The organism is Pseudomonas orientalis (assembly GCF_022807995.1).
Lineage (GTDB): Bacteria > Pseudomonadota > Gammaproteobacteria > Pseudomonadales > Pseudomonadaceae > Aquipseudomonas > Aquipseudomonas orientalis_B.
In genome coordinates this window covers 1,010,840-1,024,591 of record NZ_CP094351.1, presented here as the reverse complement: position 1 = coordinate 1,024,591, position 13,752 = coordinate 1,010,840, and the positions used below count along the sequence as shown (strand labels likewise).

At 61.9% G+C, this 13,752-nt stretch carries 10 protein-coding genes; 4 read left to right on the top strand and 6 right to left on the bottom strand.

The window, feature by feature from the left end:
- Window positions 1–43 precede the first annotated feature (43 nt).
- Complete coding sequence (locus tag MRY17_RS04470) at window positions 44–814, bottom strand: OmpA family protein (RefSeq protein WP_243353348.1); 771 nt, start codon at window positions 812–814, stop codon at window positions 44–46.
- A 273-nt stretch (window positions 815–1,087) separates the two neighbouring features.
- Here MRY17_RS04470 and MRY17_RS04465 point away from each other — a divergent pair, with 273 nt between their 5' ends.
- Genes MRY17_RS04465 through MRY17_RS04450 form a run of 4 tightly spaced genes read left to right on the top strand, consistent with a single transcriptional unit; the run spans window position 1,088 to window position 4,524 of the window.
- Window positions 1,088–1,678: a paraquat-inducible protein A gene (locus tag MRY17_RS04465; RefSeq protein ID WP_124357086.1), complete on the top strand. Its 591-nt coding sequence runs from the start codon at window positions 1,088–1,090 to the stop codon at window positions 1,676–1,678.
- Window positions 1,675–2,319 (top strand): paraquat-inducible protein A, encoded by a 645-nt coding sequence (locus MRY17_RS04460; protein ID WP_124422417.1) that lies wholly within the window; start codon window positions 1,675–1,677, stop codon window positions 2,317–2,319. Before MRY17_RS04465 ends, MRY17_RS04460 begins: the two co-directional genes overlap by 4 nt.
- A complete protein-coding gene (locus MRY17_RS04455; protein ID WP_181282645.1) occupies window positions 2,300–3,949 on the top strand; it encodes an intermembrane transport protein PqiB in 1,650 nt (549 codons plus the stop codon). The genes MRY17_RS04460 and MRY17_RS04455 overlap by 20 nt, the downstream gene beginning before the upstream one ends.
- A 14-nt stretch (window positions 3,950–3,963) precedes the next feature.
- The gene (locus MRY17_RS04450; protein ID WP_243353347.1) at window positions 3,964–4,524 is read left to right on the top strand and encodes a PqiC family protein; all 561 of its coding nucleotides are present in this window, start codon (window positions 3,964–3,966) and stop codon (window positions 4,522–4,524) included.
- Between the two features lie 9 nt (window positions 4,525–4,533).
- Here the strand turns inward: MRY17_RS04450 and MRY17_RS04445 are convergent, their stop codons facing one another.
- The 5 genes from MRY17_RS04445 to MRY17_RS04425 all read right to left on the bottom strand — a co-directional run bounded on the left by MRY17_RS04445 (window position 4,534) and on the right by MRY17_RS04425 (window position 13,697).
- The gene (locus MRY17_RS04445) at window positions 4,534–7,263 is read right to left on the bottom strand and encodes a LuxR C-terminal-related transcriptional regulator (protein WP_243353346.1); all 2,730 of its coding nucleotides are present in this window, start codon (window positions 7,261–7,263) and stop codon (window positions 4,534–4,536) included.
- Between the two features lie 251 nt (window positions 7,264–7,514).
- Window positions 7,515–8,879, bottom strand: a complete 1,365-nt coding sequence (locus MRY17_RS04440) for a DUF1329 domain-containing protein (protein ID WP_181282648.1) — start codon at window positions 8,877–8,879, stop codon at window positions 7,515–7,517.
- Window positions 8,880–8,921: 42 nt separating this feature from the next.
- Window positions 8,922–10,781: a DUF1302 domain-containing protein gene (locus MRY17_RS04435; protein WP_181282649.1), complete on the bottom strand. Its 1,860-nt coding sequence runs from the start codon at window positions 10,779–10,781 to the stop codon at window positions 8,922–8,924.
- A 333-nt stretch (window positions 10,782–11,114) separates the two neighbouring features.
- Complete coding sequence (locus MRY17_RS04430; protein WP_243353345.1) at window positions 11,115–12,797, bottom strand: fatty acid--CoA ligase; 1,683 nt, start codon at window positions 12,795–12,797, stop codon at window positions 11,115–11,117.
- A gap of 267 nt (window positions 12,798–13,064) precedes the next feature.
- Window positions 13,065–13,697 carry a LysE family translocator gene (locus tag MRY17_RS04425; protein ID WP_124431519.1) on the bottom strand — a complete coding sequence of 211 codons (633 nt, stop codon included), beginning with the start codon at window positions 13,695–13,697 and terminating at the stop codon, window positions 13,065–13,067.
- Window positions 13,698–13,752: the final 55 nt, after the last annotated feature.

The following is a 13,752-nucleotide window of genomic DNA, read 5'->3' as shown; positions in this document are numbered from 1 at the left end:
CGCCGTGCAGTCAATGCACGGCGCCCTTTTTTGCAGCAGTTGTTTACTGGTATTGCGAGTACGGGTTGCCCTGGAACTGGTTGTTCTGCTGCGGCGCTGGCTGCTGGCCCGGCTGGCCGTACTGCTGGCCGGGGATCGGGCCAAGGTTCACTTCTACGCGACGGTTCTGGGCACGGCCATTGACGTCGGCGTTACTGGCAATCGGATTATCCGGGCCGGCACCACGGGCGCTCAGGTTGGCGGCACTGACGCCCTGGGAGGTCAGGTAGTTGGCCACGCTCTGCGCACGGCGCTGGGACAGGTCCATGTTCAACTGACGGCTGCCGGTGCTGTCGGTGTAGCCAACGATCTGGATGGTGTTCTGGTTGAACTGCTTGAGGGAGCTGGCCAGGTTGTTCAGCGGCTGGTAGAAGCTGCTGGAGATGGCGTCGGAGTTGGTAGCGAAGGTGATATTGCCGGGCATGATCAACTTGATCTGGTCACCCTGGCGCTGCACTTCAACCCCGGTATTGGCCATGCTTTCGCGCAGCTTTTTCTCTTGCTGGTCGGCGTAGTAGCCATAGCCGGCAGCGCCGGCACCGGCAACCACTGCGCCAATCAGCGCGCCCTTGCCACGGTTGTTATGATCGATGGCTGCACCGGCCAATGCCCCGGCCAGCGCGCCGAGGCCGCCGTACTTGGCGGTCTTGCTCATGCCGCTTTCGGAACCATTGCCGGCCTGTCCCTGGCTGCCATCATACGGATTAGGTGAAGCGCAGCCGGACAACAGGGCTACGGCGGTAGCAACAACAAGCAGACGACGCGGAGTGAACATGAAGGAAGCTCCTACTTTTGCATTCTGTGATGCAGAGGACATGGGCAACGGACCTGTGCCGGGTTTGGAACACGACAAGCGGTAAAAATTCCGTGAGAGCGGTGCAAACCGGATTCATCCAGGCCATGGAGATTCAAGTGTAGGAGGGACAGCGCCCGCCCGCAGCATCAGATACGCACAAAAGGATAATCGAGCCTTCGGGCTGCTAAGCTACCCGAACTCAGCCCACGGCGATGATCCACACCGCAGTCATTTGTATCCGGAGCAACACGTATGGCAACCCAACAGGTCATCTGCGAGCACTGCGACTGCGTGTACCAGAAAGTCACGCTCGCCCGGCATCAAAAAGCCCTGTGCCTACGCTGCGACGGGGTACTGCAGCGCTATAACGGCCTGTCGGTGCAACAGCGCCTTGCGTTGACGGTCACCGCGGCAGTGCTGTGGGCGTTCGCCAATTTCTATCCGGTGATGAGCATCAGCCTGCAAGGCTTGAAGAATAGCGCGACCCTGTGGGATTCGGTGGTTGCGCTGAGTCTGGGGCCGATCACGTTTATCGCCCTGGTGGCGGCGATTTCCATCATCATCGCGCCGGTATTCCAGTTGCTGCTGCTGATCTGGGTATTGAGTTTCGCCCTTACCGGCAGGCGCTCGCCGGCCTTCAAGCTGTGCATGCGCTGGCTGGAAGCACTCAGGCCCTGGAGCATGCTGGAGGTGTGCCTGCTGGGCGCGATGGTGGCGGTGTTCAAGCTGGCCGGAATGCTTGATGTGATACCCGGCATCGGCCTGTTCGCGCTGGCCGTCCTCAGCCTTTTACTGATCCGCATCGCCGGGCGCGATGTGCGCGATCTGTGGGACACCCTATGAATTCACCGCCCACCGCCCGCCAGCTCAACCTGTGCCTGTGTCACACCTGCGGCCAGCCCTGCGACATGCGCTTTGAGCCCACCGAGTGCGACCGCTGCGGCGCGCCCTTGCACCGACGCAAGGTGCAGTCCCTGACCCGCACCTGGGCCTACCTGCTCACCGCGCTGGCCTTTTATGTGCCGGCGAACATATTGCCGGTAATGAACACCACCATGCTCGGTTCCGGAGCGGACAGCACCATCATGAGCGGCGTGCTGGAGTTCTGGCAGCATGGCGCCTGGGACATTGCGCTGATCATTTTCATTGCCAGCATTGCCGTGCCGGGTATCAAGTTCGTATCGCTGGGATTGCTGCTGATCACCGTGCAGCGCAATAGCCGGTGGGCGCGCAAGGAGCGTTCGAAGCTGTTTCGGTTCATCGAGCTGATCGGCTACTGGTCGATGCTGGATGTGATCGTGGTCGCACTCGTCGCCGCGCTGGTGAAGTTCCAGGCCCTTGGCAACATCGAGCCGCGCCTGGGCATTTTGTTTTTTGGTCTGGTGGTCGTGTTCACGATGCTGGCCGCCATGAGTTTCGATCCCCGGCTGATCTGGGAAAATCCACACCATGAGGAGACCTCGGATGAGCTCATCCAAGGCTGACAACACGGCGGGGCAACCCGCGATCAAGACACGTCGCTTCAGTGTTTCGCTGGTATGGATCCTGCCGATTGTCGCCGTACTGGTGGGTATCTCGCTGGTGGTCCACAGCATGCTGCAGGAAGGACCGACCATCACCCTCAACTTCAAGACCGGCAGCGGGCTGGTCGCCAACAAGACCGAAGTGAAATACCGCAACGTGGTCATTGGCCAAGTGACCGGTGTCGCCTTGAGCGATGACCAGAAAAGCGTCAATGCCACCGTCGAACTGGTCAAGCAGGCCGAAAGCTTCACCCGTGAAGACTCCAAGTTCTGGGTGGTGCGCCCGCGCATCGGCGCCGGTGGCGTATCCGGTATCGATACGCTGCTGTCCGGCGACTATATCGGTGCCGACATCGGCCAGTCCGATACCCGTGCCAAACAGTTCAAGGGCCTGGAAAACCCGCCGCCCATCACCTACGGCGAGCCCGGCAAGCGTTTCACCCTGCATACCCAGGGCCTGGGGTCGCTGGATATCGGCTCGCCGGTGTATTACCGCAAAATCCCGGTCGGCCAGGTGGTTGCCTACGCACTGGACAGCGAGGGCAAGGGCGTAAATATCGAAGTGTTCGTGCATGCGCCCAATGACGCCTACGTCACCGAAAATACGCGGTTCTGGAACGCCAGCGGCGTCGACCTCAGCGTCGGTGCCAATGGTTTCGAGATGAAGACCGAATCGGTGTCGTCGATGTTGATGGGCGGCATCTCCTTCCAGGCACCGCCCTACAGCCCCAACGACAAACCGGCCGGGGAAAATCAGAACTTTGAGCTGTTCGAAGACCAGCAAAGCGCCCTTGCCCCGCCCAATGGCCAGGGGCAATACATGGTGCTGCGCTTTGACCAGGCCCTGCGTGGGTTGAAGGTCGGCGCGCCGGTGGAGTTCCTCGGCGTCGAGTTCGGCAAGGTGGTCTCGATCAACCTGGATTTCGACGCCCGCAAACGCAGCTTCCCGGTCAACGTCGGCATCGTGATCTACCCGCAACTGCTCGGCCAAGCGCACACCAAGCTGCTCAAGGCGATGAACAACAACCCTGACGATGAGGCCGCTGGCGTGCGCCTGATCGGCAGCTTCATCGAAAACGGCCTGCGCGCCCAGGCCCGCAGCGGCAACCTGCTGACCGGCCAGCTCTACATTGCCCTGGACTTCTACCCCAAGGCCGAGAAAGTCGCATTTGATCCGAACCAGCGTCCCGTGGGCATCCCCACCCTTCCCGGCAACCTGGAACAGTTGCAGGAGAAATTCGAAGGCATCGTCAACAAGATCAGCCAACTGCCCGTCGAGCGCATTGCCGGCAACCTCGACGCCAGCCTGGTCGAACTGCGCAAGGGGCTGGCCCAATTCAACGCCAAGACCCTGCCTGGCGTGCAGACCACCCTGGGCGACGTGAGCAAGACCCTGCAATCGGCCAGTTCCACCCTGGCCGAAGACTCGCCGCAGCGCGAGCAACTGACCCAGACCCTGGATGAAGTGGCGCGCATGTCGCGCTCCTTGCGCGAGCTGTCGGATTACCTGGGCCGGCATCCGGAATCACTGATTCGCGGTCGCGCCGATAACGCCGCGCCTCTGGACCTGCAAGGGCCACCCCGCAAATGACTATTGGAGCCGCTATGACGTTGCCGTTGAAAATCACCTGGGTGACCGCCCTGCTGCTGCTCGGTGCGTGTAGCAGCGAACCCATCGCGTTCCACACCCTGACGCCTGCGCACTGGAACAACGCCCCGCGCACGCAGGCCGCGGGTATACGCATTGAAAGCATCACGGTGCCGCCTCAGGTCGACCGAGCACAGATCGTGATCCGCGAGGGCGACAGCGGCCTGGCGATTCTGGAAACCCAATGGTGGGCGGCCAGCCTCGCCGACGAGCTGAAGAGCGCGCTGGTGGACCAGTTGGCCAGCAGCGATGCCCGGCAAGCGGTGTCGTTGCGTGTCGAGGTGCAACGCTTTGATTCGGTGCCTGGGCAATACGCGCTGCTCGACGCGCGTTGGCGCCTCAGGCCGGTCGGCGCGGGTGATCGTCCTGGGCTGACCTGCCGCTCAACCTTGCAATCACCCGCCGGCCCGAGCATCGATGACGTGGTGGTGGCGCACCAGAACAACCTCAAGCGCTTCGCCGCGCTGATCAACAGCGCCGCAGGCTCGTCCCTGACGCAGTGCCCGAGCGCACAATGAGCGGCGCAATCAGCCGAGCAAGCCCATCGACTTGGCCCGCGCCACCGCCTGGGTGCGGCGCTCCACGCCGAGCTTGCTGTTGATATGGCTGGCGTGGGTTTTCACGGTGTGCAGGGAAATGAACAGCTGGTTGCTGATCTCCTGGTTTGAACAGCCCTGGGCAATCAGTTGCAATACCGCCAGCTCCCGTGCGCTCAGGGTTTCATGGTGAGGCACGCTCTCAATGGCGGCGATTGCCGGTAGCAGTGCCAGCAACGCCTGGTTCATCAGAGCCTGTGGATGCTTGCCCAACTGCCCGCGCATCCACTCCGGGTAATGCTCCAGCAAGCGCTGGAACGGTTGCAGCGCGCCTCCCGCGCCGGCTTCGAGTGCGCGGGCCAACACCGGCCCGGCCTTGTTTTCATGACCGCATGCCAGCAGCAAATGCGCCTGCTGGGTCAGCGCCATCAGGGCAATCATCTGGCGCCCGCTATCGAGCGCCTGTTGCGCCAGGTGCTCAAGCCGTTGCAGCGCCTGCTCGGGCTGGTGGCGAATGGCGTCCAGCGCGGCCTGTTGCAGCTCCACATGCTGCGGCAAGTGCGGGTGAAACTCCGGAGCGGCCGCCGCATCCTCACCGGTGTAGGTCTGGCCCAGCCGGGTCAGCCAGGCGTCCGCCAGGTCAGTGCGGCCCTGGGCCAGCCACAGCTCGCATTTGATCAGGGTGATCATCGCCAGGTAGTAGATCGGCGGCACGTCCCAGATATGCATCAATCGTTCAGCCTCGGCCAGCTCGCCAAAGGCGGTGGAAAAATCCCCACGTCGACCTTCGAAGCTGGCGATCACGCAATGCCCGATCAGCACACTGATATCCCGGCAGGCGCGGGCTTCCGTCAGGCCGGCGCGCAACCGCGCAAGGCCGGCTTCGGGCTGGTAACGCAACAGCAACAAGTAGCCTTCATAGAGCGACAACCGCGCGCGTACGGCATACAGCCGCTGGGCCGCCAGCCCGTGCAGGCGCTGCAGGCCCTGGCGCACTTCGTCCAGGGCACGCAGGACCTCGCCGCGCGCCTGCAGCACCCGGGCCCGGTCGTAATGTGCCAAGGCTTCGAACAGCGGGTTACCGACACGCTGCGCCAACTCCAGGGATTCGCGATTCAGGCCGCGGGCACGCCACAGATCGGCGTCGACAATCGCCAGGTTGGACAAGGTGGACAGGCACATCAGCCGTTGGCCGTAACGTTTGTGCGGCAGACTCTCCAATGCCTCGTTGCAATAGCGCTGGGTCAACTCGCGGTCGCCGCGTCCACGGGCGATGATCCCGCTCAGTGCCAGCCACTGGGCCAGCATGGATTTCTGCGCGGTGGCCGACGGCGCCGGCAGGAAGCGGCTGAGGTAGCTGGATAGCTCCTGCGCCGCATCCAACTGGCACGCCAGCCCCAATGCCCAGCTGTAGAGCACGATCAAGCGCGGCGTGCTGATCAACAAGCTGTCGGGCAAGTCCATTTTCCAGCGCAGCAACATGCCGACATTCTGTTCCGCCAGCAACTGCTCCTCGGACAGGTTCTGCACCAGGTTCGCCGCCACATCCAGGTGACCGGCACGCAGCGCCTGCTCTACCGCCTCATCGATCAAGCCCTGGGCGTTGAACCAGCGACAGGCCCGCAGGTGCAGACTGGCCGGCGGCGGCGTGGCGCTCTTCTCGCGCCGGGCACGCAGCAAATCGGAAAACAAATGGTGATAACGGTACCAGTGGCCCTGCTCATCCAATGGCACCAGAAAAACCTGATGGGCCTGCAGGTAGCGCAGGATGTCCGAGCTGTCATGGGCCTCGCGGACCGCGTCGCACAGCTCGCTGCAAAAGCGCTCCTGGGGCGCGGTGTCGTACAGAAACGCCTGCACATGCGCCGGCAGGCAGTCGATGACCTCTTCGAGCAAGTAATCACGAATCAGCCCTTCGCCCCCGTTCAGGCTTTGTGGCAGAGCGCCATCATTGCCGGCTTCGGAGGCCGCCAGCAGCCAGAATCGCAAGCCGGCGACCCAACCCTCGCTACGGCGGATCAGGTTTTCCAGAGCCTCGCCGCGCAACGAGCTGCTGTGCCGGCGCAGCACGGCCAGGGATTCGTCATGGGTCAGGCGCAGGTCTTGCTCGTGCAATTCCAGCAGGTGCCGCGACAGGCGCAGGCGCGCCAGGTGCCAGTCCGGACGCTGGCGGCTGGTGACCAGCACCACCAGGCCATCGGGCAAATGATTGAGGAAAAATTGCAGGCAACGGTCCAGCACCGGGCCCTGGGCCAAATGGTAGTCATCGAGCACCAGCAACAGCGGCGCCTGGACGGACAAATGCATCGTCAGCTCATCGAGCAGGCCATCGAGCCATTCTTCAAAGGCGAAGGGTTGGTGACGCTGACGCATTTTCAGCAGGCCCAGGGACTGGGCACCAAGCTGCGGGAAATACTCGCGCAAGCCTTCAAGCAGGCGCTCGAGAAAACGGCCAGGGTCGCTGTCCCGCGGGCTCAGGCCCAGCCACAGGTTTTGCCAGTGGGCCGGCAGGCTCTGGCAGAACTCGACCGCCAGGGAACTCTTGCCGAACCCCGCCGGCGCGCTGACCAGCAACAGTCGCCCTTCCAGGCCGGCGCCCAGGCGTTCGCACAGGCGTGGGCGCAGCACGTAGCCGTCGGGCAGCGGCGGCCTGTAGAAACGGCCTTCCAGGCTTGGAATCACCGCGCCGGCAGGCCCCTGGATTCGGGACAGATCAGTCATCGCCGGGCTCTTGTGGAAGGCTGTTGTCGGCACTGCAGATGTGCGCAGACTAGCGGTAAAAGCGGCGCGATTGTAGATCTTTGCAACAAATGCCTGAAAAAGAACTGCGACAAAAAATATCCCCACAGCACCCCAAACAAAAATGTGGGAGGGGGCTTGCTCCCGATGGCGGTGGATCAGTCAATACAGGCATCGACTGTCACGCCGCTATCGGGGGCAGGCCCCCTCCCACATGGGGGTATCAGCGCAGGTTAGCGAACGCCGTCCTGGCGCAGCGCTGCCGGGGTGAAGTCGCTGGTGGTGGCGGTGAAGCCGAAGTCATAGGCCTGCTTCTCTTCGTTCTTCATGCCCAGGGCCAGATAGCGGCCGGACTGCAAGTCGTAGAGGGTTTCCAGGGCGTACCACGGCACTTGTTTGTCGTAGTAGTTCTCGGCATGGGCTTCAGCGACGCGCCACAGTTGGCCACGGCCGTCGTAATGGTCGATCACCGATGCTTGCCAGGTGTCTTCGTCGATGTAGAAGTCACGCTTGGCATAGATGTGGCGCTGGCCCTCCTTCAGGGTGGCGACCACGTGCCAGACGCGGCGCAGCTCGTAGCGCGTCAGGTCCTGATTGATGTGGCCGGCCTTGATGATGTCGGCGTATTTCAACTTCGGATCGTCGATCTTGTAGCTGTTGGCGGCGATGTAGATTTCCTTCTTGCCTTCCAGTTTCCAGTCGTAGCGGTCCGGCGCGCCGTTGTACATGTCGAGGTTGTCGGAGGTGCGCAGGCCATCGGCGGCCGTACCCGGCCCGTCATAGGACACCTGCGGCGCCCGGCGCACGCGGCGTTGCCCGGCGTTATAGACCCACGCCGAACGCGGTTCCTTGACCTGGTCCAGGGTCTCGTGCACCAGCAGCACACCGCCGGCCAGGCGCGCTGGTGCGGTGACTTGCTGCTTGAAGTAGAACAGCACGTTGCCCGGGTTTTTCGGGTCGAAGTCCTTCATTTTGTCGCGGAACACGAACTGGTCGCGGAAGTACACCAGGCTGTAGGAACCGTTGGTTTGCGGGGTAGCCTGGGTCACCAGACGGGTGACGCTGCCGCCGCGATAACGGGTGATGTGGTTCCAGATCACCTCGACGCCGCTTTTCGGAATCGGGAACGGCACCGCCGTCTCGAAGTTTTCCAGGCCGTTGCCGCCGGACACCAGGTTCGTGGTGGTGGCGTTCTTCTTGATGGAGGCGAACACCTCAGCCGGCACCGTGGCGCCGCGATGGGTCGGGTACACCGGCATCTTGAAGCTGTCCGGGTAACGTTTGAACATCGCGTACTGCCCGGGGGCCAGTTTGTCCTTGTATTGCTCGACGTTCTGCGCGGTGATGGTGAACTGCGGTTGTTCGCTGGCGTACGGGTTGGCCAGGAAACCTTTGGAATCCACAGCACCTGCGTTAGTCGGCATCGGCGACCATTTCGGGATGGTGCCGGCCGCGTTGCCGGCCATTTCGGCGCCCATCGGGGTCAGGGTGGTGCCGAGCTTGGCGGCTTCATCCGCCGACACTGCCGCCATGACGTTGCTCGCCAGGATCGACAGTCCAAGCACACCCACGTGCAACAGACTTTTAGTTATTTTCATGTTCTGGACTTCCTGAATACATACCACTTGAAAAGAGTGTGCTTAGAAGTTGGCGCCAAAGCTCAACGCGACAAAGTCACGGTCATCCACGGTGCTGAACTTGCCACCAAAGAAGTTGGTGTAGGCCAGGCTCGCGGTGTAGGTGTTCTGGTATTCGGCATCCAGGCCCAGGCTGACCGCCTTGCGCCCTTCTTCGAAGTTGCCGCCAGGGCCCGGCGAGTAACCTTTGACGTCATGGGACCAGGCGACGTTGGGCTTGAGGTTGACGCCGGCGAACACGTCCGGGTATTCCCAGATGGCACGGGCGCGGTAGCCCCAGGACGTTGCGGTGGTGTAGCCATCGTTGTTGCAGTTGGTGTTCAGGCCGGCTGCGTTGGGCAGGCCGGCACCGGTTGCGGTGGAGTTGTTGAGGGCGTTGCAGAACCCACCTGGCAAGGTGCCTGGGCCAAATACCGGGTCGCGGCCATAGCGGGCCTGGGATTTGCTTTCGAGACCGCCCACATGGGTCACACCGATTTCACCGACGGTGGTGAGGCGGCTGGCGCCCATCACCTGGTCGAAGAAGTGCGTGAAGGTGGTCTGGAACTGGGTCACTTCCTTGCGGTTGTAGCCATGCAGGTCCTGACCTGGCGAACCCTTGAGCACGGACGCATTGCCAAAGCCCGGGATCGGCGTGACACCGGCGAACAGAATGTCGGTGGTGCTCAACTGCACCGGCGCATTCGGACGGTAGCTCAATTCACCGCTCCAGGCCGTGCCGGTAGGCAAGGTGGTGGAGAAGCTCAGGCCGTAGAGGCGGATATCTTCCGGGTACTCGACGAAGTAGTTCGAACTGCCCGCCACGATCAGCGGTCGCAATGCCCCCAATGGCCCCAACGGACGGGTGTAGGCCGCCGATGGCGCACCCTGTGCGCTGAAGATCGGCGCACGGCTGTGGTAGTTCATGAAGTAGGCGCCGAACTCGGTGTCCAGCGGCTCGAAGTTGTAGCGCATGGCCACGCCGAACTGGCCGCTGTCGCGGGCATCACGGTCCGGGCCACGGCGCACGAGTACGCCTTCGCTGTTGACGTCCACACCCAGGGCGCCCAGGGTCGGCAGTGCCGCGGCAGGGATGGTCGAGCGCTTGTTGAGTACCCGCAGGTTGTTGCTGCAGCCGTCGGAAATCACATCCGGCTGCGAGAAGAAGGTGCCGCAGTTGTCGGTAACGGTCTGGTCCCATTCCAACTGGTAAAACGCCTCGGCCGACAGGTTGTCGGTGAGGCTCTGGGACACGTAGAACATGTTGACCGGAATCAGGCCTTCCTTGATCTCGGCGCCCGGACGACGGAATGCGGAAACATCGATCGGGTTGATGGAGTTGATACCGCCGCCGATGAAGGTACTTTCGCCCCAGCTCACCACCTGCTTGCCAAAACGCACGGAACCCGGCGCATCGGCAATCGAGTAGTTGTGGTAGACGAACGCGTCGAGGATCTGCCCGCCGGAAGACTTGGCGCCTTCCTTGCGGTTGTTGTCACTGATGTCCTTGAACAGACGGCTCTCGTCCTTGAGTTCAAAGTCGTACCAGTACTTGCCACGCACAAACACACCGGTATCGCCGTACTTCAGCTCCAGGTCGTGAATACCCTTGAAGATCTTCGAGAAGGTTTCTCCGCGCTTGAAGTTCAGGTGTCCGTCGTCCGAAGTCTGGGACAGTCCCCTGCCGCCGTTGTTGGCGCCGATCAGGTCGCGATTGGCTTTGGATGTGCTCCAACTGGCGCCTACCGACAGGGATGAGTCAAAACTCCCTTCGATTTCACCGATGTTGAAACTGACGCCGAATGCGGGCCCGGCGAGCGTAGAAGCGAGACTGACGGCCAGGGGCAGACGTGCCCGGCGCCAGAACTGGTTTACTGAGGTCATCGACGCTACTCCATGTGCACTTTATTGTTATGGCAGCGAGCTTTTTCGCAGGTGCATGTAACGGCCGGGATACAACGATTCCAATGCCGAGCGACAACCGGGCCACCCTCACCCGAAGCGCAACATCCGCGAAAAACTCTGAAAGGGACTATAGCCAGCAGGGGGTAGTGCTTGATCCCTCTAAAGTGTGATTTGCATCACCGACCCGTCTGCCCCGACCCTTTCGCCACGCCGACGAAGGTCGACGCGGCAAGGATGGCTGAAATTTGGCAAATCACAAGTAAAGGCCTGAGATAGAGCATTGTCGCCCTTGAACAGGCGCGGCAAACGGCCTCATAGGGTCGACAGGAACGCGCTGTTGTTGGCCTGCCATTGGATGATGTCCATACGGATACGTTTTTTGTCGAGCTTGCCGACGCTGGTCTTGGGAATTTCAGTAACAACGGCGATCTGGCTCGGAATCGCCCACTTGCTCAAGTGACCCAATTCCACGAACGGCTTGAGGTGCTCCTTGAGTTCACGGGCCCCTATCGCATGACCATCACGCAGCACTAACAGGGCAAACGGGCGCTCACCCCACTGCGGGTCGGCAATACCCACCACCGCTACTTCGCGTACCGCCGGGTGGCGGCTGACCAGGTCTTCCAGGGCCAGGGACGAGATCCACTCGCCGCCGGTCTTGATCACATCCTTGATGCGGTCACGGATATCGATCACGCCAAACGCGTCCAGGGTGGCGACGTCACCGGTGTGCATCCAGCCACCGGCCCACAGCTCGGCGCCCTTTTGCGGCTCGTTGTAATAGCCCTCGGTGAGCCAGGGCGCACGCAGTACCAGCTCGCCCTGGGATTCGCCGTCGGCAGGCAGGAAGTTGCCGTCGGTGTCCATGATCGCCGCCTCCACCAGCGGCCCGGGCACACCGGCCTTGATCCGGTAGGTGGTGCGTTCGTCTTCGCTGCCGGCCATCAGCTCGGCATTGAGGTGGGCACAGGACACCAGCGGCCCGGTCTCGGACATACCGTACGCGGCTGTCAATTGAATGCCACGGGCCTTGGCGGCTTCGTACAGCGAGCGGTTGAGCGCACTGCCGCCGATGACGATTTTCCATCCGCCGAAATCCACGTCCTGGGCGGCCTTGGCATTGAGCACCATTTGCAGGATGGTCGGCACGCAGTGGGAAAAGGTGACCTTTTCCTTGCGCCACAGCTCCACCAGGTATTCGGGGTCGTAGCGGCCGGGGTAGACCTGCTTCAAACCGAGCATGGTCGCCACGTAAGGCAGGCCCCAGGCGTGCACGTGGAACATCGGCGTGATGGGCATGTACACGTCGCTGGTACCCAGCAAACGCACGCTGTCGACACTGCCCATGATGGTCGCCACACCGATGGTGTGCAGCACCAGTTGGCGGTGGGTGAAATACACGCCCTTGGGATTGCCCGTGGTGCCGGTGGTGTAGAAGGTGGTGGCCACGGAGTTCTCGTCGAAATCCTCGAAGTCGTACGCCGGGCTCGCCGCAGCCAGCAGGGTTTCGTACTCGCCCACCAGGTTGGGCAGGTCGGCCGTCTTGCTGTCGCCGTCGGTGATCAGCAAGGTCTTGTCGACGCTGGTGAGCTGCCCGGCGATCGCCTGGTAAAGCCCCACGAACTCGCTGTTGACCAGCACAAAGCGGTCGTCGGCGTGATTCATGGTGTAGAGGATCTGTTCCGGCGACAGGCGCACGTTGATGGTGTGGATCACCGCGCCGATCATCGGGATGGCGAACATGCATTCCAGATAACGGTGGCTGTCCCAATCCATCACCGCAACCGTGTCACCGGCCTTGACCCCGGCTTCGGTCAGTACGTTGGCCAGGCGCGCGACGCGCTCGATCAAGGTGGGGTAGGTGTAGCGCAGTTTGTCGCGGTAGATGATTTCCCGGGTCTTTTCGTAACGGGTGCCGGACATCAACAGGCGTTTGATCAACAGCGGGTATTGGTAAGCGCCTTCGGCGGGCGGGATAACACGGGTCTGCAACATACGAATCCCTTTTATGACTGCGCGGTCTTGGCGTGAAGACCTGCACTGTAGAGAGGTTATGTTGCAGCTAAATCAGCCAAAGGAATGATTTGCAGAGCGCAGCAAATGCTAGCTTTGCGCCACTATCTCCAGTTTATGAAGATCCCAATGTGGGAGGGGGCTTGCCCCCGATGGCGGCATTTCAGCCAAGTATTTATTAGCTGATCCACCGCTATCGGGGGCAAGCCCCCTCCCACATTTTCTACCGTGCCCGCTCAAGGGCAGAGATTACTTCATGCTCGTGAACGCCAGCTTCACCCCGATCGCAATCAACACCGCACCCATGGTGCGATCAAACCAATGCCCCATCTTCGCAAACCCGGCGCGCACGCGCTGCTGGCTGAACAGCATGGCCACCAGGCAAAACCACAGCGCTGTCGCCACTGCCAGGTACACGCCATAACCGGCCTGCACCGCCAGCGGTGTGTGCGGATTGATCACCACGGTGAACAGCGACAGGAAGAACAGCGTGGCCTTGGGATTCAAACCGTTGGTTACAAACCCTGCGGTGAACGCGCCACGGGGCGTGCGTTCGCCCGCCTCGCGATGCAGCTCGCCTTCCGCCGGCGGCCTGGCCGGTTGCGCACGCAGCGCCTTGAAGCCGATATACAGCAGGTACGCCGCCGCCGCCCATTTCAGCGCATTGAACAGCACAATGGACTGGGACACGATCAAGCCGATACCCAGCAGCGAGTAGCCGACGTGAAGAAAGATCGCCGAACCGACGCCCAGCGCAGTCCAGGTGCCGGCACGACGGCCATGGGTCACGCTTTCACGCACCACCACGGCGAAGTCGGGCCCGGGGCTGGCCACCGCCAACAAGTGAATCAAGGCTACGGTCAAAAACTCGGCGGCGTACATGCGCACTCCATTAAGTAACGGATTATTTCATCTGATAGGCTCAGCAGATTACGCC